This window comes from Streptosporangium sp. NPDC020145 (assembly GCF_040631275.1).
Lineage (GTDB): Bacteria > Actinomycetota > Actinomycetes > Streptosporangiales > Streptosporangiaceae > Streptosporangium.
Genome location: NZ_JBEXZT010000034.1, coordinates 17,411 through 41,034 on the forward strand (window position 1 = coordinate 17,411; position 23,624 = coordinate 41,034).

Below are 23,624 nucleotides of genomic sequence, written 5' to 3' on the forward strand. Positions count from 1 at the left end.
TTCGGGGGAGATAGCGAGTGGAAAATGCGGGTCTTTCTCCGGCTTCTCACCCTTCTCACCCCGACGGTGATCCTGGCGGCCGTGACGCAGGCCCCTCCGGCATCGGCCGAGGCGGCGTGCAGGCCGGGCAGCGGCGTCGACCTGTCCGGCAGGAACCTCACCACGGCCGCCCTGCCCGCCGACCTGACCTGCGCCGACCTGCACGGCGCGACCCTCGACGGAGTACGGCTGCGCGCCCCCCTCACCCGGGCGAACCTCAGGGGGGCCTCCCTCAAGGGGGCCGACCTGTCCACCGTGAGCATGGCGGGCGCCGACCTGCGGGAGGCCGACCTCACCGAGGCGAACCTGCCCGGCGCCGACGCCCGCGGCGCCGACCTGCGTGAGGCGACCCTCGACGACGCCATGTTCGCCTACGCCCACCTGGAGGGGGCCGACCTCCGCGGGGTCCGCATGGTCAGGGCCAAGGCGTACAACGCCCAGTTCGACGGCGCCAGGCTCACCGGGGCCGACCTGCGCGAGGCGAGCGTCTACTACGCGGACCTGCGCCGGGCCGACCTCACCGACGTCAGGGCGGCGGGGGCCAGGTTCTACAACGCGATCCTGATCGACACGGTCTTCCACAGGACCGACCTGACCAAGGCCGAGATGTACTCGACCGCCGCCGACGGGGCCACCTTCCAGGACGCCGACGTCACCGAGGCCAACCTGCGCGACGCCACCGGCCTCGACCTGGCGGGCAGCAAGGGCGTCCCCACCGACCTGCCCGCCCCCGGCGCGAACTGCGAGCCGGGCAGCGGCCAGCGGTACGCGGGCCGGGACCTCACCGGCGTCAGCGACTTCCCCGACGACCTCAGCTGCGCCGACCTGACCGGTGCCCGTCTCGACGGCCTGAACCTGAGTTCCGTACGACTCGACCGCGCGATCCTGCGCAAGGCGTCGCTGTCTGGGGCCAGGCTCCGCTCCCTCAAGGGGGCCGACCTGCGCCAGGCCCGTCTCATCGGCGCCGACGTCGGCAGCGGTGACCTGACGGGCGCGGACCTCGGCTCCGCCGTCCTGGCCACGGCCAACCTCGGCAGCGCCGACCTCAGGGGGGCCTCCTTCAAGGGCGCCGACCTGCGTGACGCCCGTCTCGGCAGCGCCAAGGGCGACCGGGCCGACTTCACCGGGGCCATGATGGAACACGCCGACCTGAGCAGCGGCCAGTACTTCGACGCGGTCTTCAGGAACGCCTCCCTCATCGGTGCCGACCTGTCCTCCACCCACCTCAAGGGCGCGTCCTTCCAGGGGGCGAACGTCACCGACATGGAGACGGCCAACGTCGACGACGCCGACCTCTCCGGCTCGACGAGCGAGATGCCGGTCGGCTGGGTCGTCGTCCTGTGGCTGCTCGGCCTGGCCGCCGCCGCCCTCGCCGCCAGGATGGCCCTGGGAGTCGTACGGCGCAGGCGGGCCGCCGTACGGGAACGGGCCCGGTTCGAGGACTCCAGGCGTGCGGTCGAGGAGGAGGTGACCTCGCTGGGCGAGGAGATCGACCTGCTCGACCAGGCGGGCACCGACGCCGAGGCGGCCGACTGGCACGAGGCCCTCGACGCCTACGACGCGGCGAAGGAGGCGTTGGCGGCGGCGAGGGACGAGGCCGGGCTGAAGGCGGTCAGGGACATCGTGCACCGGGGACGCGACGCGCTGACCAGGCCCGGGGGCACTCGTCGCAAGGGCGGCGGAAGGCGGGAACAGCGCTGACCTCCCGGTTTTCCTCCCCTGCGCCTACCCGAAAATACGCATATTTCCTGATCGTGTGGGCTTTGGGGAAGATCGTCCCCGGGTGGGTGCGCCGCCAGAGGTTTCCGGGGGTTATGGTGAAGCAGGAACGGCCATGAGGCCCGACTCGTCGCGTATTGCGGCCGTTTGGATGCGAGCCGTACGGCGTGATGTTTAGAATCACCCGGTTGACGGTGATTGGCCGCTTCGGCTTGTCGCCCAAACCGGATCATGGCCCGATCCCTTGCTAGGCTGCAGGGAAAACGTTGGAACCGGGCGTTGTCTCACCCCGGCAGGTGAGACCGTCAAGAAGTGGGGTCACACCGTGAAGAAGCTGCTCGTTCTCGCGCTCGTCGCGCTTGGGGGACTGCTGATCTGGCGCAAGGTGCAGGCGGACCGCGCCGAGCTCGACCTGTGGACTGAGGCCACAGGAAGCGAGAACTGAACAACGCGGCTACCGATTCGGGTGCTTTCATGGTCCTTGCCCACGATGGGGGAACGCTCCCCATCAGGCTCGTCTGCCTGGATCTGGCGGGCACCACGATCGGCGATGTCGTCATGGTCGAACGGGCGTTCGCCGAGGCGATCGCCACACAGGGAATCGTGCCCGGGACCGGCGCGTACGCACGTGCCATGGTGCACGTACACCGGTCCCGGGGCCGCTCCACACTGGACGTCTTCCGGGGCATCTTCCCCGACAACGAGGCTCAGGCCCAGGCGGCCAATCTGACCTTCGAGCGCTCCTACGAGGGCGCCATCGGCCGTTCCGGCCTCGTCCCGGCGGCCGGCATCGTCGAGACGTTGGACACACTCCGCGACGGCGACGTCAAGGTGTGCCTGACCACCGGCTTCAGCCGCTCCCTGATCAGCCGGGTGCTGGCCGACCTGAGCTGGTCCGACCGGTTCGACCTCGTGCTCTGCACCGAGGACGTCGGCCGTGGCCGCCCGATGCCCGACATGGTGCTCAGCGCGCTTCTGCGCCTTCGCGTCCAGGACGTCCGCCAGGTCGCGGTGGCCGGAGACTCGGAGAACGACATGCTCTGCGGACGGCGCGCAGGAGCCTCGGTCGTCGCCGGGATCATGACCGGGGCCCACAGCAGGGAACGCCTCCTCAAGGGCGGCGCCACCCACATCCTGGACTCCGTCAGGGACCTGCCCTCCCTGGTCCTGACCGACCGCCCCGCTGAGACCCCCGTGGGCGCCTCCGCCCGCTGACCCTTCTCCGGTGGTCATGCGTCAAGTGGCGTCGGAGGGCGTCCAGTTGCTACCGTGTACGCCTGAAGCAGGTCGCGAGCGCACTTCCACATGCCGGTCGGCGACCTGGTCTCGGGGCCTTAGCTCAGTTGGCAGAGCGCCTGCTTTGCAAGCAGGATGTCAGGAGTTCGAATCTCCTAGGCTCCACTCGCTTTCATGTCTCTGACCAGCCTGAACGGCTCGTCTTCCCCCCATGGAAATGATCTTCGCTCCCTGGGTGGGAGGAATTCGGGAGATCGTTTCCCACGGCCCGAGACGGGACCGTACCCGATGCGCGGGGGCCTCCCTGCCGACTCGTCGAGTTCGCATGTCGTCGTCGGTAGGGCGACCTGGCTCGGACACCACGGTTGGAGTCGGTGCCACGGCGAGATCCTTCATGTGGGCGCTCCTGATGGCCGGACAGGCTGCGTTGCGCGCGCGGACCAGGTGGAGGGCCGTGACGACGGACGAATTCGGTGCTCGCCGTACGGGGGTGGGACCCTTCGCTCCTGGAGGTCGCGTGGACAGGCGTGCCGGCGCCCCCCGGGAAATCGCCGACCATGATCGAACCCTTACCCGTACGGCCTCCTACAGCCCCGGGTGGAAGCCCGGAGAGCCCAGCTGTTCGAACCAGCTCGGTGGCTCGGGCGCGGTGAACGCTTTGGTCATCGCGTCCAGCCAGGCGGCGAACGTGGGGAAGTCCGGGGTGGAGTTGGCCGGGTCCTCCCAGTCCCCGCCCTCAACGTAGCGGGCACGCCCTTCCTGGTCGTCGTAGTGGTGGTGGTAGACCGGGTACTCGCCGTCCGCGTCCGGCTGGGTGACATCGAAGCACCAGACCGCCTCGTTGTCCGCGTCGGCGAGGGCGAAGCCGACCAGGTGGTTGGTGGACAGCCACCGGCCGTCGCCGCGGTCCACATGCTCGGGCATGTGCACGAGATCGGAGTTCAGCTCGACGACGGCATCGTCACCGACGACGACGAACTCGATGTACCGGTCGGATGAGGCGTCCCAGCGCTTACAGGAAAAGGTGTTGTGCTCGGCGAGGAAAGCCCGATAGCTGGGCGGAGCCGTCCATTCGATGGTTCCGAAATGGGGCTTCAGCCCTGTCTCGCGGTCGCGGACGGCTTCGGTGGAGGCGGGCTCCGACGCCGTGATGACGACCGTTCCGGATTCGGCGGCGCGGTGAAGGAGTGCCAGACTCTCGGCTATCGACATCGTGGTCCTTGGTCGGTTGTTCGTACGGCTACGCGGGTGTGGGGCCCGATAACAGCTTCTGGTCGCACCAGTCCGTGCGGCCTCAAGGGATGCTCGTCCTCATGAGGTTGCTCCCGGTTATGTGAAAACGGCAAGGTCTCCGGCCGTGCGACTCTTCGACGGTGTGTCGGCGTTCAACTCGCAGAGTCGGGGCCACACCGCCGTACGCACCAGGACCACAAGACGCGCCTCGCGTGACGATATACCCTCACTCCGCACCTACGGCGCATATGACGAGGACGTCGACCATCGTTCACGAGCCTGCCGTCGTCGGACGGCCGCGTGATCACACCATTCGGAGGGATGTGATCACATTTCCCTCGGTTGCCACTCTCGTCCGGAAATTCAGGTGTGACGCGTCACGGGAATCGGTAGCGTTGCATGCAGTTCATCGGGCCTGGAGACGGTGCGGGTCGAAGGACATCGGTTATCTCTTCAAATCAGATGCCGCCGGTGTCCGCCCTCATATCCGTGCCTTCTCTCGGCCCGATGAGCTGGTCAGGTCTGGTGCCGGCACGGGTCGAAGCTCGTCGGTTATCCACTGTTAATGGGGCGGTTGCGGGTTCGAGTCCCGTCGTGGGTTTCGGCTCACGTAGCTCAATCGGTAGAGCACCAAAAAGGCCGGTGGGCGTCCCCACATCCGTGACGGCTCCAGACCTGATCGTTCATCGGTCCGCCGGTGGCGTGGGTCGAATCTCGATCGGTTATCGCTCTGTAAAAGCGGAGACCCGGGTTCGAATCCCGGCGCCGCCTTCGGGTGGTGTGGTGCAGCGGCCCAGCACGTTCAACGGCCGGTCGGTCTCTCCACATCCGCGCCGCAGGAAGGGCTGATGAACGGGGGAGAGCGGGTCGAATCCAGTCGGTTATCACATGGTGAATTCAGGTTCGAGTCCTGTCGGGTCAGCTCGCCTGACCCATCGCCCAGCTTGGTAGGGCACAGCCGGTCGGAGATCCCACATCCGCTCTCCCCTTTTCGCATATCCGCCTCTGGGCGGGTCGAACGGAAGGAAACGCCCATGGCTCCTCGTGATCCCCTCGCCGCGGTGTCGACGGTCGCGACCCCGCAGTCTCAGCCGATCCCCGGTCGCAGCGACCAGGTGCCCAACGCCGCGGGCGGCTACGTGTTCGCCAAGGATCTGTGGACCCGCCTGGAGGACTTCCTCATCCTCGGCACGACGGGCGGCACCTACTACGTGGGTGAGGACAAGCTGACGGCGGAGAACGCCGGCGTGTTGTTCCAGGCGATCGCCGAGGACGGACCGCGCGTTGTGCGGCTGCTCACGGACATTTCAACGGCTCGCCCGCCGCGCGCTCCGAAGCCGCGGCCGGCGCTGTTCGCGCTCGCTGCCTGCTACGCCCGGGGGGACGCCGACACGCGCCAGGCGGCGAAGTCGGCACTTGTGAAGGTCGCCCGGACGACGGACCATCTGGCGCAGTTCTTCGGCTACTACAAGAACCTTGGCGGGAAGCCGACCTCACGCGGTACGGCGCCGCGGGTGGGCCGGTCGCTTCGGACGGCGCTCGGCTCCTGGTTCCTGCGGGATGACCCGGACCACGTGGCGTTCAAGGCGGTGAAGGCGCGGCAGCGTAAGACGCCACAGGGTGAGGCGTTCGACCTGCGGGACGTGCTGCGGATCGCCCACCCTGCCGCTGACTCCGAGCAGCGGAAGGCCTTGTTCGGGTGGATCGCCGGAAACGTCACCGATGACGAGGCGCGTGACGAGCTGCCGGCGGTCGACCGGTTCCTCACCGCGAAGGCCGTCACCACGGTCGACCAGGCCGTCCGGGTCGTGACGGAGGCGCGGGTGCCGTGGGAGTTCCTCCCCGACGCGATGCTGCGCGAGCCCGCCGTGTGGGAGGCGCTCATCGACACCGTCGGCATGACCGCCCTCATCCGCAACCTGGCCCGCATGACCCGGATCGGCGCGCTCAAGCCCCTCGGCGACGCCACCGGCCGGGCGGTCGCCCGGCTCACCGACCGTGACGCGATCCTCAAGGCGCGCATCCACCCGATGGACGCCTGGCTCGCACTCCGCGTCTACAACTCGGGACAGGCGCAGCCGAACCCGCGCGCCGACCGGCAGGTGTGGCAGCCGGTGCCGGCGGTCTCCGACGCGTTGGAGGAGACGTACGAGCTCGCCTTCGGCGCCGTCGAACCCTCGGGGAAGCGACTGCTGGTCGCCGTCGACTCGTCAGGATCGATGAGCTGGGGCGGCGGGGTGCGGGTCGGCGGGTCGCCGGTCGGCTCGCCGTACGAGGTCGGTTGCGCCATGGCTGCCATGCTCGCCCGCATCGAGCACGGTGACGTCCACGTCATCGACGTCGACACCGATGTCCACCCCTCCAAGGTGACGCCGCGCACGAACCTCCGGGAGATCTCCACCTGGAGCCCCTCGGGCGGCGGCACCGACCTGTCGCTCCCGTTCGTCTGGGCGCGGCGTGAGCGGTTCCACGCCGATGGCATCGTGGTCTTCACCGACAACGAGACGTGGGCCGGCCGGACTCACCCGTCGCAGGCGCTGCGCGCCTACCGAGACAGCGTCAACCCGCGGGCCCGGGTCGTGGTCGCGGCGATGACCGCTGCCGGCTACTCGATCGGTGAGCCGGACGACGAAGGCGTGTTGAACATGGCGGGTGTGGACGCGTCGCTCCCACTGGTCATCAACGGCTTCGTGCGCGCGTAGAGCCGGACCGGAGCCCCGGCCCACCGACCAAGGGGGCCGGGGCCTCCGGTCGGTCCATGTCGCGCCAGAAGAGGTCGGCCCGTCGTTTCAAGCTCCGGTGCGGCATTCCGTCCGATGAATGAGGACGCGATCGTCCGACATCCGTATGTGATTCACGGGTGGCACGATCTTCATCGCCTGCTTTAGCCGAAGGAGCGTTATGAAGCGTCTCAGCGTCGTCGTCGCGCTTGGTGTGTTCGCGGCTTTACTCACCGATACCGGAACCGCTCTTGCCGCGCCGCCTGTAGAGCCGGTCCAAGCTCTCAGGAAGCAGTTCGTGGCCGGACAGGGCGTCTTGGTCTCCGAGACGAGCCGGACGACCGTCAAGGCGTCGAAGGAGACCTACACCAGCCGAACCACCGGCACGATCGCGTTCGGGAAGCCCGGAGTGGTCGGTTACGACCTCACCGAGAAGGTGAAGATCACCCCAAAGAACAGGGCCACTCTCAGCGCCGACGAACTGGAAACCATGAGGACCCCCCTCCGCGCGGTCAATGTGGGGCGCTACACCTATGTCCAGGGTTTCGAGTGGGGGCCGATGCCCGAAGGAACGAGTTGGATCAGGTTCGGCAAGAGCGCGACCTGGCAGTGGTACGGCCAGCGCGGCGAACAACGCGTTGACGTCCTCAGCCCCGCGAGGCTGAAGTTCGTGATCTCGAAAGCCACCTCCTTCCACTCGGGTGAGTATCGCGGCACCCTCAGAACCGAGGATCTGTACGCCGAGCGGGGCCCCATGAACCCGGAAAAGCTGAAGATCTCGTTCAGACTGTTCGTCGACAGGAACGGACTTCCCGTCCGCCTGGTCACGCGGTACACGGAAACCGAACAGGAATTCAGGCCCAAGGGCAAGACGGTCACGAGAACGTACGACAGCGTGGTGGACACCCGGTACCACCACTGGAACGCGAAGGTGAAGGTCGTCGCCCCTCCGGAGGCCGAGGTCGTGGACTTCGGTGACCTGCCGATAAACCAGTCGCGCTGGGGCGAGGAGTCGCTGAAACTCAACTCTGAGGGACCGGTTGAGAAGTGCGCCAACCTCGTTCCCTGCCGGCTCCCGTTCAGGATCCCCAACTGAACGGAACACGTGTCCCACCGTTCCCACGATCCATATCGTGCCGAAACGGCGGGGTGTGGGCTCGTGCGCTTTTCGGCTAGTCCTTCTGGCGACCCGCGCGGTACTCGCGGATCGCCAGAACGACCGAAAGGACAAGAATCACGACCACGGGGGCGGATCGTGCGAGCAGATCCCAGCCCCTCTCACCGTCGGAAACGGACAGTGCGATATAAGTCGGCAGCGCGATCACGCCGACCAGGACGACCTTCCACCAGATCATTCCCTTGAGTCTTTTCATGAGAGTGTTCGCTCCGGCTCCTCTGGTCAGGCGAGAATCATGAAAGGTCGTTTTCTGGTTCGTTCTCCGAACCTGCTCCGGCGAGCTCCCCTCCGGCTGTCGTCGTTTCCGTTTTGTGGTCGACCTTTCTTTGACGATAACTCCGGATGCGCTCCGGCGGCGTGGTGATGCTGTGCGGACCGCGCAGAAAACCGATGAAACGGTATTTCGCGGAAGCGCCGCGACCAGGACGCCGTCTGTGAACGTCACTGTCGGAGCAGTTTCCGGCCACAGCCTCGAAATATGACCGGAGAGTCGGCTCCGAACCGAGAACCCCGGGCCGTCGGTGCCCCGTGAACGCCGGGACACAATGTCTCCGTCGCTGTCGCGGTCGCCGCCGAGTACGGTGTGCGGGTCGGTGAGCCGGTGGTGTTGAAGGACTCTTTCAGCGTTCGGGTGCACCTTCGTCCGGCGCCGATCGTGGCCCGTGTGCCCACAGTCACCACGCTCGGCAGGCCGCGACCGGCCGGGCGCCGGCGGATCTGCACACGGCTCTTCGCGACCATCCTGGAGAACTGCCGTATCTCGGGCCGGCGCTTGAGGAGACCGTCCTCCTTCTCGACCTGCTGGACTCGCGGGATCACCCGGACCGGGGGACGTACGCCGAGCTGCGCGAGGAGCTCGGTCTGCTGCGCGCCGAATCACACCGCCGGCCAGGTCCTGTCCAGGCCGTTCACGGAGACGCGCACGCGGGGAACCTCCCGCCACCCCTGACGGGCGCGCTGGATCGACTTCGAGGAGGCCTGTCTCGGTCCGGTGGGCTGGGACCTCGCATGCATGCTCGGCCCGGGGCGGCGGGCCGTACAGGAGTATGGGGTGGATCCGGACGATCCGGGGCTTGGGCCGTTCCTGCGGGCTCGGCGGTTGCAGGCCGCGCTCTGGATGCTCGCCAAGACGCTGAGCTTCCCCGAGGAGACGCCCCGGGCGCTGGCGGCCCTCGACGACTGGCGCAGGAACAGGTTCTCCTGAACGCGCCCGAGGGAGGACGGCTCGCGGCTCAGATCCAGCCCTCCTCCCAGGCGCGGTGGGCGGCAGCGTGGCGGGAGCCGACGCCGAGCTTGGCCATGGCCGCCGACAGGTAGTTGCGCACGGTGCCCGGAGCCAGGTGGACCTGGACGGCTATCTCCTTTATCGAGGCCCCGGTCCGGGAGGCCCGCAGTACCGCGAGTTCCCGGTCGCTGAGCGGACAGGCGCCCTCGGTCAGGGCCGTGGCGGCGATCTCGGGGTCGACGTAGCGCCGTCCGGCGGCGACATCCCGGATGATCTCCGCCAGCCTCGTCGCTGGGGTGGTCTTGGGCACGAACCCGCTCACCCCGACTGACAGCGCACGGCGCAGTACCCCGGGGCGGGCGTGTCGCGTCACCAGAATGATCTTGATAGGGGAGTTCGCCCTGATCTCCTCGGCGGCACGCAGGCCGTCGGCCGGTGGCATCTCCAGGTCCAGCACGGCGATGTCGGGCCGATGCTCAAGCGTCAGCCGTACGGCGTCGGCGGAAGTGGCCGCCTCGGCGATGACGGTCAGGTCGTCCTCCAGCCCCAGTAGTGCGACCAGGGCACCCCTGACCAGGTCCTCGTCATCGGCGACCAGCAGCCGGATCATCACATCTCCTCGATGGGCACGCGGGCCGTCACGACGAAGCGGTCGCCGTCGTGCCGCCAGGTCAGCTCGCCTCCGGCGGTCGGCAGCCGTTCGGCGAGTGACCGCAGGCCGGTACCCGTGTCCGCGTCGGGCCGTTCGGACACACCGTCGTTGGTGACCGTGAGACGGGCCAGGCCGTCGGCGGTCCGGTATTCGATCTCGGCGTACCGGGCGTGGCTGTGGCGCAGCACGTTGGTGGTCGCCTCCCGCACCACAAGCCCCAGCAGGTGCCGTCCCGGGCCGGGAGGAAGGGCGGGGTCGAGCTTCGTCCGGGCGTCGACACCGGCCGAGGTGAGCACCCTGGTCGCGTTCGCGATCTCCTCCTCGAACGTGACACGGCGGTATCCCTGGACAACGGCCCGGGTGTCGCGCAACGCGTCCGCGGCGAGCCGCCGTACCTCCCGCATCTCCGCGGCCGCACGCGAGGGGTCGGCCTCGGCCAGCCGCGCCGCCAACTCGCTCTTGAGCGCGATCACCTGCAGGTGGTGGCCCTGGATGTCGTGCAACTCGGCGGCGAACCGCAGTCGTTCGTCCTTGACCGCCAGCTCCGCGGACAACCGGCGGGCGGCGTTCAGCCGCTCGGCGACGTCCCACGCCCACAGCATCCCGAGTGTGACCCAGCCGCTGAGGATCATCAGCCCGGCGGGGAAGGCCGCCGCGAGGACCGATCCCCGCCCCGTGATCCCGCCGAGTACGGCCACACCCGCCGCAGCGGTGACGATCAACAGGCGGCGACGCCGGGGCGACAGGAAGGTCGCGGTGATCGCGACCATCATGGCCGGGCCGAACGACCAGAGCCCGCGGTCCTGCAGGGCGAGCAGGATCACCCCCAACATCACGGAGCCCGCGCCACCGGCCACCAGCCACCGCACCGGGGTCGTGACAGACGGAGACCCGTGGGGGAGGTGCGGAAGCCGACGGCTGACGGACACCGCGACGGCCGTCACCGTCAGTGCGAGGGCGGCGACGGCGGCGAGCCGTACCGCGACCGGTACCGCCGGGTCCATGATCCGGCTCCTGACGCTGAGGGCCAGGAAGAACACGGTGACGCCGATGAGGCTCCACCAGGTGGAGCGACGGAGGTTCGTCAGTCCCGCCCCTGGATCGACCGGTACGTCACGCACACGGCCATTGTCCACTGATGACAGATGTCATGCGATCACGTGTGGTTTCGGCGCTACCGACAGGCATCCGCGTCGAAGAGCCTGGAGGCCCCACACGAAGGAGCCTCTCGATGCGCCTCTCGACGCCCTCCACACGCTGGATCGACGCGCTGAAAGGCCGCTGGCCGACCGCCGTCGCCGTCGGCCTGGCGTTCCTCACCCTGGACGGTGGGGCCGGGAACCTCGCGCAGATCCTGCCTCTCCTGCCGCTGCTCTACCTCGTCGTCGCCAAGCTGGACCGCCCCGCGCTGTCATGGCCGCTGCTCGGCGTCGGCACGGCGATCGTCATCGGGTCGCGACTGCTGAACCTGGTCGCGCCGTCCACCGTCCTGTTCGCCCTGGCGCTGGCCGTACTGGTGTGGGGCGTGCTCGACGGGCACGCACGCCGCTCCGGCGAGTTCAGGCTCCAGGCGCTCGGCATGATCGGGTACGGCGCGCTCGCGCTGGCCGGGTTGGCCCTCGACCCGGAGGCCGGCCGGTACATCGTGGGGGCCGGATGGCTGCTGCACGGAGTCTGGGACTTCGCGCACCTGCGCCGTGGCAGGGTCGTGGCCCGTTCCTACGCCGAGTGGTGCGGCGTGTTCGACGTCCTGATCGGCCTGGGCCTGATCTTTCTGCCGTGACATCTGGGAACCGTGACATCTGGGAACCGTCAGAGTCTCAGGTTCTCGTACGGATCCAGCTCCGCCAGCCCGGACCGGATCGCCTCCGCCTCCTGGTCGAGCAGGTCGCGTGCCCTTGTCCCCCAGTCGGCGGTTATCCGGAAACCGTCTCCCTCGAAACGCGGGAAGACGTGCAGGTGGAAGTGGAAGACCTCCTGGAACGCCGCCTCCCCGTCGGCGAGGAGGACGTTCACGCCCTCGCATCGCAGACCGGAGCGCCGCATGGCCCGGCCCATCCGGTGGCCGGTCCGCCACACGTGCGTGCTCGTCTCCTCGTCGAGGTCCTCCAGTCCTACGGCGTGGACGCGCGGGATGACGAGGAGGTGGCCGGGGGTCACGGGCCCTATGTCCATGATCACCATCACCCGGTCGTCCGCGTAGGGAACGCTCGCCTCGGCCTCGCCGCGAACGATCGCGCAGAACACACAGTCCGGTCCGCCGTCATCTTTCATGGTTCACATGGTGGCGGTGGAGAAGGGTCGTTGCGAATCATTTTCTCCCCGTGGGAACCAGCCGCAACAATGCTTTCCGGTCGCCCTTTAAAAAATGTCAGTCGACCTGTCTAACGTCCATCCCGTCAAGAGAAAGAAGGGTTTCGAGAAAGGACTTTTGTGAGATTGTCGAGCAGATTCGGGGGGCTGGTGGCCGCCGTGGTCCTGGCGTCCGGCGTCTTCGCCCCCGTGGCGCAGGCGGCCCCGGAGCCGGTCACCTCCGGTGAGACCCCTCCGGCCCAGCAGGCCGACGCCCTCGCGGGAAACCCCGTGGGGAAGGTCACCATCGCCTTCGAACGGGCCACGGCGACGAAGTGCCCGTTGACCTTCAAGATCCACGGTTACTTCGAGGGACTGCCGGCCGGTTTCCAGCTCGTGCGCTACCGCCTCGTCGGCGCCGAGAAATGGAGGAGCTTCAAGGTCCCCGACAACCACGGCGCGGTTTTCCACACGGTGCTGGGAACCTTCAACTGGGACGAGAACACCGAGCAGACCTCGGTGCAGGTCGAGATCGGCCAGCCGGACGGCCTCACCTCCAACGTCATCCACTACTTCGAGTGCGCCTCGCCGGGTGGTGAGGAGACGTTCGGCGCGACCGCCGAGAAGATCCCGCTGACGCCGGGTGGCGGCCCGCTCGTCGAACTGGTCGCCGACGCCTACCTCGACGCGGTCCAGGCCGTCTCCGGCGCGGAGGTCGCCCTCGTCAGCAGGTACGGCTTCCACACCGACCTGGACGAGGGGCCGGTCACCTACGAGGAGCTGTGGGCCACCCAGCCCGCAGGACTGGCGATCGACGTGCACGCGATGACCGGCGCGCGGCTCAAGGAACTGCTGGCCTACCGGAACCCGTCCGGCTGGGTGCTGACCCCCTCGTCCTCGCTGCGTTACACGGTGCAGGACGGGGTTGTCACCGAGATCACGCTGAACGGCGTGCCCGTGACCGACACCCAGGTGATCAAGATCGCGGCCAACTACATCCTGATGGGCGGCTGGCAGGGCTTCCCGCAGTGGACGGACAGCACCGGCGTCTACCACGGCGGCCCCGACGACAGGGGGGCGCTGGCCTCCTACATCGTGAACAACTCGCCGGTCAGAGCCCCACAGGGAGACCGCGTCACCATCCGATGACCACCCCGGCCGCTCGCCTGGCGAGCGGCCACCGGGACCGTACGGAGCGCCAGGTCCCGCCTCGGCCGGGCGGTCACAGCGGTACGGCGAAGGCGGCGACGAGGACGGCGCAGCCGAGGAGGGCGGCTGCCCATCTCCATCCGGCCGGTACGGAAGGCCTGCCGGCCAGCGCCAGTACGGCCAGGCCGAGCACCCCGACGATCACCCGGGGCAGGACCGCCCTGCCGGACAGCGCCGCCTGAAGGACGAAGCCGTGCGCCGTCACGAGCATGAGAGAGATCAGCACCCATCCGGGTACGACGTTCCGCTGAACGCCTCCCAGCATGTCGACCAGCCAGGCCACGAGGCTGACGACGATCGAGACGATGGGAAGCGTCAGGAGCGCCTCCAGCCTCGACACGTACCGATCCGCCTCGCCGATCGCATTCCAATGGACAGGGACCACCGCGTCGGCCGGTACCTGGCTGAAGGCCCACACCGACAGCGCCGTCGTCAGCAGCGGTCCGCAGGTGAGTAATGCGAGCTTCCACAATATGGAGCGAGAGCCATGTGATTCATCCACGCCGAACCCGCTTCTCCTGGGCTGTTGTTACTTTTCTGTGACGACGAGGAGGATTGTCCGGAAGGCTGGTCATTCCTGGTCGTGGAGACCATCTCAAAAAGGCCGTAGGCCCCGGGTAAAGCATTTCCGGTGATGAGACGGCTCCACGGAGACCACGGCGCACGGGCCACCGTGGCCTCGGCCCTTCGGCGCAGAAGCGATCCGCCGCACGATACAGAGATCACGATCGGCGGCCCCGGGGCGAACCCGATCTGACCACCGGCTCCGGACCGGCAGAACCGGCTCAGGACCGGGCCGGAACAGGCTTCGGACCGGCCGGAAAAGCAGAGGTGTTTCCGCGTTCGTCTCGGCCATACTGCTCCGATGCGGCATCTCGCCTACCCCAAGATTCCCGCCGCCGACCGGGCCGGTGGGGGCACCGCCGGAGGTCCATGGGTGGCCACCGAGAAGGTCCACGGGGCCCAGATGGTGATCGCCCATGACGGCGAGGGCCTGTCGGTGGGCAAGCGCAAGGCGTGGTTGCGTGACGACGAGCCGTTCTTCGGCTGGCAGCTCCTGCGCGCCGCCTTCGCCGGGGCCGTGGAGGCCGCGCTGGCCCGCGGTGGTTCGGCGGTGCGTCTCTACGGCGAGCTGTACGGCGGCCACTACCCCCACCCCGGCGTCTCCCCGGTGCCGGGCGCGTCCCCCGTCCAGACGGGCGTCTGGTACAGCCCCGGGATTCGCTTCGCCCTTTTCGACGTGTTGCGTCACGAGGGGCCGGACGACCCCGGGACCTTCCTGTCCTACGCGGACATCGCCTCGATCGCCGCCGACACCGGTCTCGACGTCGTGCCGCTTCTCGCCAGGGGAAGCCTGACGGACCTCGACGGTCTGCCCCGCCGTTTCCCCACCCGTGTGCCGCGGATGCTCGGTCTGCCCGAGGTGCCGGACAACACGGCCGAGGGGATCGTCCTGCGGCCCGACACCCCCCTGCCTCCCGCGCGCCGTCCCGCCCGCAAACTGAAGATCGAGGAGTTCGACGAACGGCGCTTCGACCAGAGCCGTCCCTGGGACCCGCAGGTGATGCTCTCTCCGGAGGAGCTACGCCGGATCGCCCTGGAGATGGTCAACGGGCCACGGCTGGCCGGGGCACGGTCCAAAACGGGGCCGTCCTCCCTCGACGAACTTCTGGACGAGGTGGTCCTCGACGTCATGGTGGACCTGTCCGACGCCTTTCCCGCGACCACGGCTGCCCTCGACGACCGCGCGGAGGCCGCGTTGCAGGCCCACGTCCGCAGGGCCGCCGAGGCTCTGGCCGGGGGTTGACGGGCCGTCGGCCGGCCCGGGGACAGGGGAGTTCGGAACGGACCTGTCCATGGTTTCGTACGGCCGGCGGCGCGGCGCGTCCACGTGCCGTTCCGTCTCGGAGACACACGGATTGCCCTCTGTATCATATACGATCTTCTATGTTATGTTGGCCCGGTGTCCACCACCGACTCCACCACGGCAACCGCGCGCGCGGCGAGGGTCGTCACCGTCACCGGTGACCTCGCGCCGGACGCCCTCGGCGCGGTCATGCCCCACGAACATCTGCTGAGCGACTTCAGCGACGGGACCGAACCGCAGGAACCGCTCACCATGGAACTGCTCGGCGAGGTCAGTCTGGGCCTCCCCAACAGGGACAACCTGCTTCTCGGCGACGAGGCGCTGGCCGTCCGCGAGGCCACCGCGTTCAAGCAGGCCGGGGGCGGCACGCTGGTGGACGTCACCACCCCCGACCTCGGGCGTGACCCGGCCGCGCTGCGCCGTATCGCCGAGGCGACCGGCCTGGCCGTCGTCATGGGCGCGGGACGATACCGCCCCACCGGTTCCGGCGACGTCGACGGGCTCACCGAGGAGATCGTCAGGGACATCACCGAGGGCGTGGACGGCGTGCGCGCGGGCGTCATCGGCGAACTGGGCGCACTCGACCCCGGCGAGCCCGCGGGACGCGCGATCCTCGTCGCGGCGGCGCGGGCCTCCGCGGCCACCGGTGCCGCGATCACGCTCGACCGCTCCGCCGACCCCGCGACCCAGCGGCGGGTGCTCGATCTGCTCGCCGAGGAGGGCGCGGACCTCACGCGCGTCGTCGTCGGGCACTGCGACCCGCTCTCCCCGCGCCCCGACGAGCTCGAACCGCTCCTCGAACGCGGGGTGTTCGTGCAGTTCGACCAGCTCGGCAGGCTGCCGTCCGTGTTGAGCGTCTCCGACGACCAGGACGTGGCGACGGCCGTGGTCGAGCTGGCGCGCAGGGGACACGCCGAGCGGGTCCTGCTGTCGCAGGACGTCTCGGCCAAGTCGCACCTCCTCGCCTACGGCGGCGGCGGGTACGGCTTCATCCTGCAGCAACTCGTCCACTACCTGCGGATGGTCGGCGCGGACGACGCCCTCATCGAGACCGTCACCGTGCGCAACCCGAGGCGACTTCTGACCATCACGACCCCGAAGGCAGACTCGTGAGCCGCTACCCCTTCGAGATCCCGAACATCGCGGGCAAGGCGCTGACCGTCACGGGCCCGGTCGACCCGTCGACGCTCGGGGAGACGCTCATGCACGAGCACGTCTTCGTCGACCTGCGGCGCCCGGCGCGCTTCCGCCGTCCCGGAGAGGACTCCCCGGAGGCCGCCGAGCCGCTCACGCTCGCCAACCTCGCCCGCACGCGTCATGGGTTCCCCAACGCCGACAGCGACGCGATGGGCGACTTCGACGAGATGCTGACGGAGGTGCTCGCCTTCGCCAACGTCGGGGGAGGCACCCTGGTCGAGGTCTCGCCCATCGGCGTCGGCCGCGACCCCGAGGGACTCCTGCGGCTCTCCCGGGAGAGCGGGCTCAACGTCGTCATGGGCGGCGGCTGGTACACCCCGACCTTCCACCCGGAGAACATGGACGAGCTCACCGTCGATGACCTCACCGACATCATCGTGCGCGACGTCGTGCTCGGGGTCGGCGAGACCGGCGTCCGCTCGGGCATCATCGGCGAGGTCGGCGCCGACTCCGCGCCGCTGACCGAGAACGAGCTCAAGAGCGTGCGCGCGAGCGGCCGGGCGAGCAGGATCACCGGCGCCCCCATCACCTTCCACGTCGGGGGAGTCGGCGAGGAGAAGATCGCCGTGCTCGACATCCTCGACGAGGAGGGCGTCGCCCCGACGAACGTCGTCATGGGCCACTGCATGGAGGCGGTGACGAACCCCTCGCTCGCCGAGCGTCTCGTCGCCCGTGGCGCCTTCATCGAGCTGGACTTCCTGGCCTCGCCGGGAAGCCCGTGGGGACACCTCTTCCTGACCAGCGACCACAAGGTCGTCCGGGGCGTCGCGGACCTGATCGAACGGGGCTACGCGGACCAGATCGTGCTCGGTCACGACGTGTGCCAGAAGATCCAGCTCAGGAAGTACGGCGGCAAGGGGTACGACTACATCTCGCGCTACTTCCTGCCCGCGCTGCGCGAACTCGGCGTCGGCGACGAGGTCATCCACAAGATCATGGTGGAGAACCCCGCCCGCGCCCTCTCCTTCGCCGAACCCCGCTGACCCCGGCCGCCGAACCCGGTGGATCATCAGTACGGCCCGCATCCGATGACCGGACGCGGGCCGTACTCGGATAGCGTCGGTACATGCGGCTTCATGTGGGATGCGCGATGTGGACGAACACCTCATGGCAGGGGCGTTTCATCCCCCATCCCCTTCCGCAGAAGGAACGGCTGCACGCCTACGCGAGCCTGTGCAACGCGGTCGAGGGCAACACGACCTTCTACGCCACACCCGCGAGGAACACGGTCGAGCTGTGGGCGCGGCAGACCGACCCCGACTTCCGGTTCGTGCTCAAGCTGCCCAAACCGATCACCCACGAACGCCGGCTGAACGGCGCCGAGGAGGAGCTGAGGGCGTTCCTGGACGCGATCGAGCCGCTCGGCCCACGCGCCCACGCGCTGTGGATCCAGCTTCCCGGCTCGTTCTCCCCGGGTGACCTCGGTGTTCTCGCGGCCTTTCTCAACCGGCTTCCCCGATCCCACCGGTACGCCGTCGAGGTCAGGCACCGGGCGTTCTTCGAGGACGAGCGGTCCGCGCGGCTGCTGGAACAGGTCCTGGCGGGCGCCGGGGCCGAGTGGGTGCCGTTCGACACGGTCGTCCTCTTCCAGACGCCGCCGACGACCGACGCCGAGCGGGAGTCCTGGACGAAGAAGCCGCGCATGCCACGCCGTACGACCGCCCTCACCGGGAACCCGATCGTCCGCTACATCGGCCGGGACGACGCCGAACGCACCGCAGAGGGCTGGCGGCCCTGGGTGGACACGGTCGTGGCATGGCTGCGGGAGGGTCGTTCGCCGACCTTCTTCCTGCACACCCCCGACAACGCCGACGCCCCCGCGCTCGCCCGGCGCTTCCACGACGAGGTACGGTCCCACCTGCCCGCTCTGGCCCCGCTGCCGGAGCCCGTACCGGTCGAGCCGCTCACCCTGTTCTGAGGTCACAGAATCGGTTCGGTACCACTGGTCGAGTGGTTGTTCCAGGCCTGGTGTTCGGCTTCCCTGAGCTTCTCCTCCGCGGTCTGCTCGACCCGGGCCATGGCGATCCGCAGGATCGGCGGAGCCATCAGCGAGGTCACGATCGCCACGAGGATCACGATGGTGTAGGCCTCGACGCCGAGGATGCCCAGCCGCAGGCCGACCATGGCGACCACCACCTCGATCACGCCGCGGGCGTTGAGCCCGGCGCCGAGTGCGAGCGCCTCCCACCTGTTGAGCCTGCTCAGCCGCGCCCCGGCGTAGGCGCCGAGGAACTTGCCGACGATCGCGATGGTCAGTACGGCCAGGCCGCTGAGCAGCACCTCGGGCCTGGCCAGCGCGGTCAGGTCCATTCTGAGGCCCGCGGTGGCGAAGAAGATCGGCGCGAATCCGGAGAGCACGACCGTGCGCAGCGGGGCGAGTCTGGCCGGTTCGACCTTGCCCGCGCTACCGATGAGCATGCCGCAGACGAACGCGCCGATGACGGCTTCGAGCCCGAGCGCGTGGGTACCGGCCGAGGCGAGCAGGATGAGCACGGCCGCGGTGGCGACGGCCGGACCCGCCTCCTCCGACCTGGCGGTGAGCTGGAAGGCGTACCTGACCAGGGGACGGCCGATCGTCAGCGCGAACACCACGATGACGGTCAGGTAGGCGAGCGAGGTCAGCACGGTTCCCGTCGAGGCCACGTTGACGGCCATCGCGCTGACGATCGACAGCATGAACCAGCCGAAGGCATCGTCGATCATCCCGGCGGTCAGGGTGAGCTGCCCGATGTTGCGGTGCAGCAGCTTCATGTCCATGAGCGTCTTGGCGATGACCGGGATCGCGCTGACGCACATCGCCACACCGAGGAACAGCGCGAAGACCGTGATGTCCGTGCCCTCGGGCACCAGCGTCCTGGGCAGCAGGAACCCGGCGCCGATGCCGAGGCCGAGGGGGACGACGAGCCCGCCGACGCTGACTCCTGCGGCCGTGACGCCACGGCGGCGGACCAGCTTCATGTCCATGTGGATGCCGGTGAGGCCGACCAGCAGCAGCATGCCGATCTGGCCCACGGCGTCGAGCAGGTGGAACTGCTCGGGGTCGGCGGGGAACAGCCAGGTCTGCAGGCCGGGCGCGACGTGCGCCAGGAAGGAGGGGCCGAGGACCACGCCGACGAACAGTTCGCCGACGACGGCGGGCATCCCGAACCGGGTGGCCAGCCGCCCGAGAACCAGCGCCAGCAGGAGTAACAGGCTGACCTGGAGCAGGAAGACGAGCAGATTGTGCGCGGCGATGGGCGCTATGGGAGCACCTAAGGCAGAAGGCATCATTACCCCTAGAGAGAGTAGGAATCTAGGAAGGTCTCCCCGTTAAGCACCCGAAACCCACTTCTGGACAGATCACAAACCAGTCGCGAGAACGCTCACGACGGATGAACGAGGCGGCTCTCGTAGGCGAAGACCACGGCCTGGACCCGGTCGCGCAGCTCCAGTTTCAGCAGGATGCGGCCCAGATGGGTCTTCACGGTCGCCTCGGCGAGGTGCAGTTCGGCGGCGATCTCGGTGTTCGACAGACCGCGCGCCACCTCGACGAGCACCTCCCGCTCACGCGCGGTGAGCCGTTCCAGCCGTTCGTCGGACACAGGACGCTCCCCGTGGGGAAGCCGGTGGGCGAAGGTCTCCAGCAGCCGCCGGGTGATCCTGGGGGAGACCACGGCGTCGCCCGCCGCGACGTTGCGGATGGCCGCGAGCAACTCCTCGGGCAGGGCGTTCTTCAGCAGGAAGCCGGAGGCTCCGGCCCGCAGCCCGGCGAAGGCGTACTCGTCGAGGTCGAAGGTGGTCAGGATGAGCACCTTCGACGACGGTGAGACACGCGTGATCCGGCCGGTCGCCTCGATGCCGTCCATCCCGGGCATCCGGACGTCCATCAGCACCACGTCGGGACGCAGTGTCCTGGCGAGCCGTACGGCCTCGGCGCCGTCGGCCGCCTCCCCGACGGCCTCCATGTCCGGCTGGGCGTCCAGGACCATGGTGAAGGCCATCCGCAGCAGCGACTCGTCATCGGCCAGCAACACCCGGATCGTCACACTGCCCCCTTACCGGCCGCCACACCCGGACCAGGCCCGGCGACACCCGGCGTTTCCAGGCCCCCGGTCTCACCCGCCCCGTCCAGACCGGGCCCGGCCGTCCTCGCCATGCCCCGGCCCCCGGTCACGCCCGCCGTGGTCACGTCCGGTCCGGTCACGCCCGCCGTGGTCAGGGTGAGCCTGGTCGCGACCCGCCAGCCGCCGCCGTCACGGGGACCGGCCTCCAGGGTCCCGCCGTACGCGGCGGCGCGTTCGCGCATGCCCACCAGGCCGTGTCCGTCCGACGGGCCGGGGGCCCGCGCCGCCGGGCCGTCGTCCACGACCTCGACGGTGACGGCGTCGCCCGCGCACCGCACCCGTACGGCGGCGCGTGTCCCGGAGGGGGTGTGCTTGAACGTGTTGGTCAGCGCCTCCTGGACCAGCCGGTAGACCGTGAGCTGCGCGGCGGCGGGAACCGCCGAGACGTCCCCCTCAAGGGAGAGACGGACGGACAGTCCCGCGGCGCGCGTCCGGGCGGCGAGCGGTTCGAGCTCGGCCAGGCCGGGAGCCGGATGCCGGCTCGCGTCCGGTTCGTCGGCCCGCAGCACGCCCAGGGAACGCCGCATGTCGGTCAGCGCCTGCCGTCCGGTGCCGGAGATCTGCCGCATGGCGACCTCGGCCCGCTCGGGTGAGTACCGCTGGGCGAAGACGGCGGCGTCGGCCAGCGCGACCATCACCGACAGGTTGTGGGTGACGATGTCGTGCATCTCCCTGGCGATGCGTCCGCGCTCCTCGGCCACCGCGAGCCGTTCCCGCTGGTCCCGTTCGTGTCCGAGCCGTACGGCGCGCTCCTGCCTGATGCGGGTGTTCACGCCGGTGACGGCGACGGCCACGACCACTGCGGTCAGGAAGGCGGCCGAGTTGAGGAACCTGTCGGCGGGCGCGGCCCAGCGGGCGGCGGCCAGCAGGACTCCCGCTTCGAGGACGACCCCGGCGGCGAGCGTGTACCGCCAGGCCGAACGGGCGGCGACCGTGTAGAGGGCGACCAGCAACGCCACGTCGGTCAGCGTCTGGACGTCGGCGAACCACTGCACGAGCGCCGCCCCGGCCACCACGCAGAACACCGTGAACGGTGCGTGCCGCCGCCACACCAGCGGCGCCGCCAGCGCCACCTGGAGGACCAACGGCCCCGGGGAGCCGTAGACACGGTCGTTGAGGACCACGCACCCCAGGAGGATCACGGCCGCCAGCACCCCGTCACGCAGGTGGACTCCGAACATTGGGGCATTCCTCCTGAACAGCCGCGTCGCGTGACACATGTTAGGTTCCGCGACCCGGTGAACACGTGCCCCCTGGGGATGACGATGACGCGGAGGACCTGCGACCCCAGGAGGACACCCTCCGCAAAGAACCATCCCCCGGCAGGCGAAAGCCCAGGTCACAAGGGTTGTCAAGACCAGACCCCGGACTGACGCGCCGCCGCGGCCCGCCCGCCTAGCCTCGTGCCCCGCATGACGAAGCGAGAGGAGAGTCCGATGCGCGGACGAGGGATGGCGGCGGTGCTGGCCGGGACGGCCCTGGCCACCGTTCTGACCGGTACGGCGACGGCCGACGACGGTCTGGCCAGGTTCCAGAACCAGCGGATCGACTGGCACCGCTGCCAGAACGGTCCCGACGACGAGGCGGGCAAGGAACTGGACGCGGCCAAGGCCCAGTGCGCCGAGGTCACGGTGCCGCTCGACTACGGCCGTCCCGACGGGCGGACCATCAAGGTCGCGATGTCCCGGTTGAAGGCGACCGACCCCGCGCACCGGCGCGGCACGCTGCTCTACAACCCCGGCGGCCCCGGCGTCCCGGTGACCTACCTCGCGCTCATGGTGAAGAACGCCGCGCCCGAGGTCGCCGCCCGCTACGACCTGATCGGGATGGACCCCCGCTTCGTCGGGCGCAGCACCCCGCTGAACTGTGGCTGGCCCAGTCCCATCGTCGGCTCCGCCGGGCCCGACCGGCGTTCCTTCGACCGGACCACGGCGCTGGCCAGGGACCTGGCCTCCCGCTGCGCCGCCCACCGGGACGTGCTGCCGTACGTCTCGACCAGGGACACCGCCAGGGACATGGACGTGATCCGCGCCGCCCTCGGTGAGCGGAAGCTGTCCTACCTCGGCTCGTCGTACGGCACCTACCTGGGCGCCGTCTACCTCCAGCTGTTCCCCGGCCGTGCCGACCGGGTCGTCCTCGACAGCGCGCTCGACGTCGACCGTTACGGCCCCGACCTGGCCCGGTACCAGGGCCCGGCCCTCGCCGGGGTCATGCGGGACTGGGCGGCCTGGACGGCCCGTCACCACGACCGCTACCGGCTGGGCCGTACGGCGGGCGAGGTGCTGGCCGTCGTCGACCGGATCAACCGGGCGACCGGCCGAGGCCCGCTGAAGGTCGGCCGGTTCCAGGTGGACAGTCGTGTGCTGCCCATGATCATGTTCAACGTCACCGGAGGAGACAGCGACGAGGCCTACGGCAGCTTCGCCGCCGACGTCAAGGTGCTCGGCGACGCGGCCAGGGGGGTCGAGGTCACCCCGACCCCGGTCCTTGAGCAGGTGCTGACCGGCTTCTCCGGGCCGGACGTGGACGGGGCGTCGGCCGTACAGAACGCGATCTTCTGCGCGGACCGGGCGGCCTCCCGCGACCCCGAGACCTACTACCGCGACATCCAGGCCCACCGGGCAGGGGAGCCCCTGTTCGGGCCGCTCATCCGCAACCTCACCCCCTGCACGTTCTGGCCCGTGGCGCCCGCGGAGCCGCCGACCCGGATCCGCAACGACGTGCCGGTCCTGATGGTCGGCGCGACGGGCGACCCGGGAGCCCCGTACCAGGGCCAGCGGGCCACCCATCGGGCCCTGACCGGATCACGCCTGGTCACCCTGCGCGGCGCCTTCCGGCACACCGTCTACGCGGGCCTGTTCTCCCCGAAGAACGACTGCGTCGACCGGATCGTCAACCGCTATCTGGTGGACGGCGTCATGCCCGCGACCGACACCACCTGCACGGAGACCTGAC

At 69.3% G+C, this 23,624-nt stretch carries 22 protein-coding genes and 2 tRNA genes; 15 read left to right on the forward strand and 9 right to left on the reverse strand.

Annotation, left to right across the window (positions count from 1 at the left end):
• Positions 1-24: 24 nt before the first annotated feature.
• The 4 genes from ABZ463_RS36535 (at position 25) to ABZ463_RS36550 (ending at position 3,159) form a co-directional block, all read left to right on the forward strand.
• The gene (locus tag ABZ463_RS36535) at positions 25-1,740 is read left to right on the forward strand and encodes a pentapeptide repeat-containing protein (protein WP_362783691.1); all 1,716 of its coding nucleotides are present in this window, start codon (positions 25-27) and stop codon (positions 1,738-1,740) included.
• A gap of 343 nt (positions 1,741-2,083) precedes the next feature.
• Complete coding sequence (locus ABZ463_RS36540) at positions 2,084-2,203, forward strand: DLW-39 family protein (protein WP_013130296.1); 120 nt, start codon at positions 2,084-2,086, stop codon at positions 2,201-2,203.
• Between the two features lie 29 nt (positions 2,204-2,232).
• The gene (locus ABZ463_RS36545; protein ID WP_362783694.1) at positions 2,233-2,973 is read left to right on the forward strand and encodes an HAD-IA family hydrolase; all 741 of its coding nucleotides are present in this window, start codon (positions 2,233-2,235) and stop codon (positions 2,971-2,973) included.
• Positions 2,974-3,086: 113 nt separating this feature from the next.
• Positions 3,087-3,159: transfer RNA gene (locus ABZ463_RS36550), tRNA-Ala, on the forward strand.
• 420 nt (positions 3,160-3,579) lie between these two features.
• Here ABZ463_RS36550 and ABZ463_RS36555 read toward each other — a convergent pair.
• Entirely contained in the window at positions 3,580-4,206 is a 627-nt protein-coding gene (locus ABZ463_RS36555) for a hypothetical protein (protein ID WP_362783696.1), read from the reverse strand.
• A 717-nt stretch (positions 4,207-4,923) separates the two neighbouring features.
• Here ABZ463_RS36555 and ABZ463_RS36560 point away from each other — a divergent pair.
• The 3 genes from ABZ463_RS36560 to ABZ463_RS36570 all read left to right on the forward strand — a co-directional run bounded on the left by ABZ463_RS36560 (position 4,924) and on the right by ABZ463_RS36570 (position 8,043).
• Positions 4,924-4,998 (forward strand) — tRNA-OTHER (locus ABZ463_RS36560).
• A gap of 263 nt (positions 4,999-5,261) precedes the next feature.
• A complete protein-coding gene (locus ABZ463_RS36565) occupies positions 5,262-6,929 on the forward strand; it encodes a TROVE domain-containing protein (RefSeq protein ID WP_362783699.1) in 1,668 nt (555 codons plus the stop codon).
• A 199-nt stretch (positions 6,930-7,128) separates the two neighbouring features.
• The gene (locus ABZ463_RS36570; protein WP_362783702.1) at positions 7,129-8,043 is read left to right on the forward strand and encodes a hypothetical protein; all 915 of its coding nucleotides are present in this window, start codon (positions 7,129-7,131) and stop codon (positions 8,041-8,043) included.
• Positions 8,044-8,119: 76 nt separating this feature from the next.
• On the opposite strand, the gene ABZ463_RS36575 is transcribed toward ABZ463_RS36570, so the two are convergent.
• Positions 8,120-8,302: a hypothetical protein gene (locus ABZ463_RS36575; RefSeq protein WP_352013543.1), complete on the reverse strand. Its 183-nt coding sequence runs from the start codon at positions 8,300-8,302 to the stop codon at positions 8,120-8,122.
• A gap of 873 nt (positions 8,303-9,175) precedes the next feature.
• Here ABZ463_RS36575 and ABZ463_RS36580 point away from each other — a divergent pair.
• The gene (locus ABZ463_RS36580) at positions 9,176-9,328 is read left to right on the forward strand and encodes a hypothetical protein (protein ID WP_362783704.1); all 153 of its coding nucleotides are present in this window, start codon (positions 9,176-9,178) and stop codon (positions 9,326-9,328) included.
• Between the two features lie 28 nt (positions 9,329-9,356).
• Here ABZ463_RS36580 and ABZ463_RS36585 read toward each other — a convergent pair whose 3' ends face one another.
• Together ABZ463_RS36585 and ABZ463_RS36590 are read right to left on the reverse strand one after the other, a co-directional pair.
• Positions 9,357-9,959 carry a response regulator transcription factor gene (locus ABZ463_RS36585; RefSeq protein WP_352013542.1) on the reverse strand — a complete coding sequence of 201 codons (603 nt, stop codon included), beginning with the start codon at positions 9,957-9,959 and terminating at the stop codon, positions 9,357-9,359.
• Positions 9,959-11,122: a histidine kinase gene (locus ABZ463_RS36590; protein WP_362783707.1), complete on the reverse strand. Its 1,164-nt coding sequence runs from the start codon at positions 11,120-11,122 to the stop codon at positions 9,959-9,961. Before ABZ463_RS36590 ends, ABZ463_RS36585 begins: the two co-directional genes overlap by 1 nt.
• 110 nt (positions 11,123-11,232) lie before the next feature.
• On the opposite strand from ABZ463_RS36590, the gene ABZ463_RS36595 reads away from it, so the two are divergent.
• Positions 11,233-11,784 carry a hypothetical protein gene (locus ABZ463_RS36595; RefSeq protein ID WP_352013540.1) on the forward strand — a complete coding sequence of 184 codons (552 nt, stop codon included), beginning with the start codon at positions 11,233-11,235 and terminating at the stop codon, positions 11,782-11,784.
• A gap of 29 nt (positions 11,785-11,813) precedes the next feature.
• Here ABZ463_RS36595 and ABZ463_RS36600 read toward each other — a convergent pair whose 3' ends face one another.
• Positions 11,814-12,275: an HIT family protein gene (locus ABZ463_RS36600; protein WP_362783710.1), complete on the reverse strand. Its 462-nt coding sequence runs from the start codon at positions 12,273-12,275 to the stop codon at positions 11,814-11,816.
• A gap of 165 nt (positions 12,276-12,440) precedes the next feature.
• Here ABZ463_RS36600 and ABZ463_RS36605 point away from each other — a divergent pair, with 165 nt between their 5' ends.
• The gene (locus ABZ463_RS36605) at positions 12,441-13,442 is read left to right on the forward strand and encodes a 5'-nucleotidase (protein ID WP_362783713.1); all 1,002 of its coding nucleotides are present in this window, start codon (positions 12,441-12,443) and stop codon (positions 13,440-13,442) included.
• A 73-nt stretch (positions 13,443-13,515) separates the two neighbouring features.
• On the opposite strand, the gene ABZ463_RS36610 is transcribed toward ABZ463_RS36605, so the two are convergent.
• Positions 13,516-14,004, reverse strand: coding sequence for a DUF1648 domain-containing protein (locus ABZ463_RS36610; protein WP_362783716.1), 489 nt, complete (start codon positions 14,002-14,004; stop codon positions 13,516-13,518).
• A gap of 363 nt (positions 14,005-14,367) precedes the next feature.
• Between ABZ463_RS36610 and ABZ463_RS36615 the strand changes: the two genes are divergently transcribed.
• From ABZ463_RS36615 to ABZ463_RS36630, 4 genes are all read left to right on the forward strand, one after another.
• Positions 14,368-15,309 (forward strand): RNA ligase family protein, encoded by a 942-nt coding sequence (locus tag ABZ463_RS36615; RefSeq protein WP_362783719.1) that lies wholly within the window; start codon positions 14,368-14,370, stop codon positions 15,307-15,309.
• Between the two features lie 156 nt (positions 15,310-15,465).
• On the forward strand, positions 15,466-16,482 hold the full coding sequence (locus tag ABZ463_RS36620) for a phosphotriesterase (RefSeq protein WP_362783722.1): 1,017 nt from the start codon (positions 15,466-15,468) through the stop codon (positions 16,480-16,482).
• Positions 16,479-17,549, forward strand: coding sequence for an aryldialkylphosphatase (locus ABZ463_RS36625; protein ID WP_362783725.1), 1,071 nt, complete (start codon positions 16,479-16,481; stop codon positions 17,547-17,549). The genes ABZ463_RS36620 and ABZ463_RS36625 overlap by 4 nt, the downstream gene beginning before the upstream one ends.
• 83 nt (positions 17,550-17,632) lie before the next feature.
• Positions 17,633-18,484, forward strand: coding sequence for a DUF72 domain-containing protein (locus tag ABZ463_RS36630; RefSeq protein ID WP_362783728.1), 852 nt, complete (start codon positions 17,633-17,635; stop codon positions 18,482-18,484).
• Positions 18,485-18,486: 2 nt separating this feature from the next.
• Here the strand turns inward: ABZ463_RS36630 and ABZ463_RS36635 are convergent, their stop codons facing one another.
• From ABZ463_RS36635 to ABZ463_RS36645, 3 genes are all read right to left on the reverse strand, one after another.
• Complete coding sequence (locus ABZ463_RS36635) at positions 18,487-19,833, reverse strand: cation:proton antiporter (RefSeq protein ID WP_362783732.1); 1,347 nt, start codon at positions 19,831-19,833, stop codon at positions 18,487-18,489.
• A gap of 95 nt (positions 19,834-19,928) precedes the next feature.
• Positions 19,929-20,591, reverse strand: a complete 663-nt coding sequence (locus ABZ463_RS36640) for a response regulator transcription factor (protein ID WP_362783735.1) — start codon at positions 20,589-20,591, stop codon at positions 19,929-19,931.
• A complete protein-coding gene (locus ABZ463_RS36645) occupies positions 20,588-21,850 on the reverse strand; it encodes a histidine kinase (RefSeq protein ID WP_362783738.1) in 1,263 nt (420 codons plus the stop codon). Before ABZ463_RS36645 ends, ABZ463_RS36640 begins: the two co-directional genes overlap by 4 nt.
• 255 nt (positions 21,851-22,105) lie before the next feature.
• Here ABZ463_RS36645 and ABZ463_RS36650 point away from each other — a divergent pair, with 255 nt between their 5' ends.
• Complete coding sequence (locus ABZ463_RS36650) at positions 22,106-23,623, forward strand: alpha/beta hydrolase (RefSeq protein WP_362783741.1); 1,518 nt, start codon at positions 22,106-22,108, stop codon at positions 23,621-23,623.
• The last annotated feature ends 1 nt before the right edge of the window (position 23,624 follow it).

Excerpts from the sequence above, each read along its gene's own strand:
- ABZ463_RS36595 (WP_352013540.1), top strand. The coding sequence starts at position 11,233 with ATGCGCCTCTCGACGCCCTCCACACGCTGGATCGACGCGCTGAAAGGC.
- ABZ463_RS36600 (WP_362783710.1), bottom strand. The coding sequence starts at position 12,275 with ATGAAAGATGACGGCGGACCGGACTGTGTGTTCTGCGCGATCGTTCGC.
- ABZ463_RS36650 (WP_362783741.1), top strand. The coding sequence starts at position 22,106 with ATGCGCGGACGAGGGATGGCGGCGGTGCTGGCCGGGACGGCCCTGGCC.
- ABZ463_RS36630 (WP_362783728.1), top strand. The coding sequence starts at position 17,633 with ATGCGGCTTCATGTGGGATGCGCGATGTGGACGAACACCTCATGGCAG.
- ABZ463_RS36615 (WP_362783719.1), top strand. The coding sequence starts at position 14,368 with ATGCGGCATCTCGCCTACCCCAAGATTCCCGCCGCCGACCGGGCCGGT.
- ABZ463_RS36570 (WP_362783702.1), top strand. The coding sequence starts at position 7,129 with ATGAAGCGTCTCAGCGTCGTCGTCGCGCTTGGTGTGTTCGCGGCTTTA.
- ABZ463_RS36555 (WP_362783696.1), bottom strand. The coding sequence starts at position 4,206 with ATGTCGATAGCCGAGAGTCTGGCACTCCTTCACCGCGCCGCCGAATCC.
- ABZ463_RS36635 (WP_362783732.1), bottom strand. The coding sequence starts at position 19,833 with ATGCCTTCTGCCTTAGGTGCTCCCATAGCGCCCATCGCCGCGCACAAT.
- ABZ463_RS36535 (WP_362783691.1), top strand. The coding sequence starts at position 25 with ATGCGGGTCTTTCTCCGGCTTCTCACCCTTCTCACCCCGACGGTGATC.
- ABZ463_RS36565 (WP_362783699.1), top strand. The coding sequence starts at position 5,262 with ATGGCTCCTCGTGATCCCCTCGCCGCGGTGTCGACGGTCGCGACCCCG.
- ABZ463_RS36575 (WP_352013543.1), bottom strand. The coding sequence starts at position 8,302 with ATGATCTGGTGGAAGGTCGTCCTGGTCGGCGTGATCGCGCTGCCGACT.
- ABZ463_RS36545 (WP_362783694.1), top strand. The coding sequence starts at position 2,233 with ATGGTCCTTGCCCACGATGGGGGAACGCTCCCCATCAGGCTCGTCTGC.
- ABZ463_RS36645 (WP_362783738.1), bottom strand. The coding sequence starts at position 21,850 with ATGTTCGGAGTCCACCTGCGTGACGGGGTGCTGGCGGCCGTGATCCTC.
- ABZ463_RS36585 (WP_352013542.1), bottom strand. The coding sequence starts at position 9,959 with ATGATCCGGCTGCTGGTCGCCGATGACGAGGACCTGGTCAGGGGTGCC.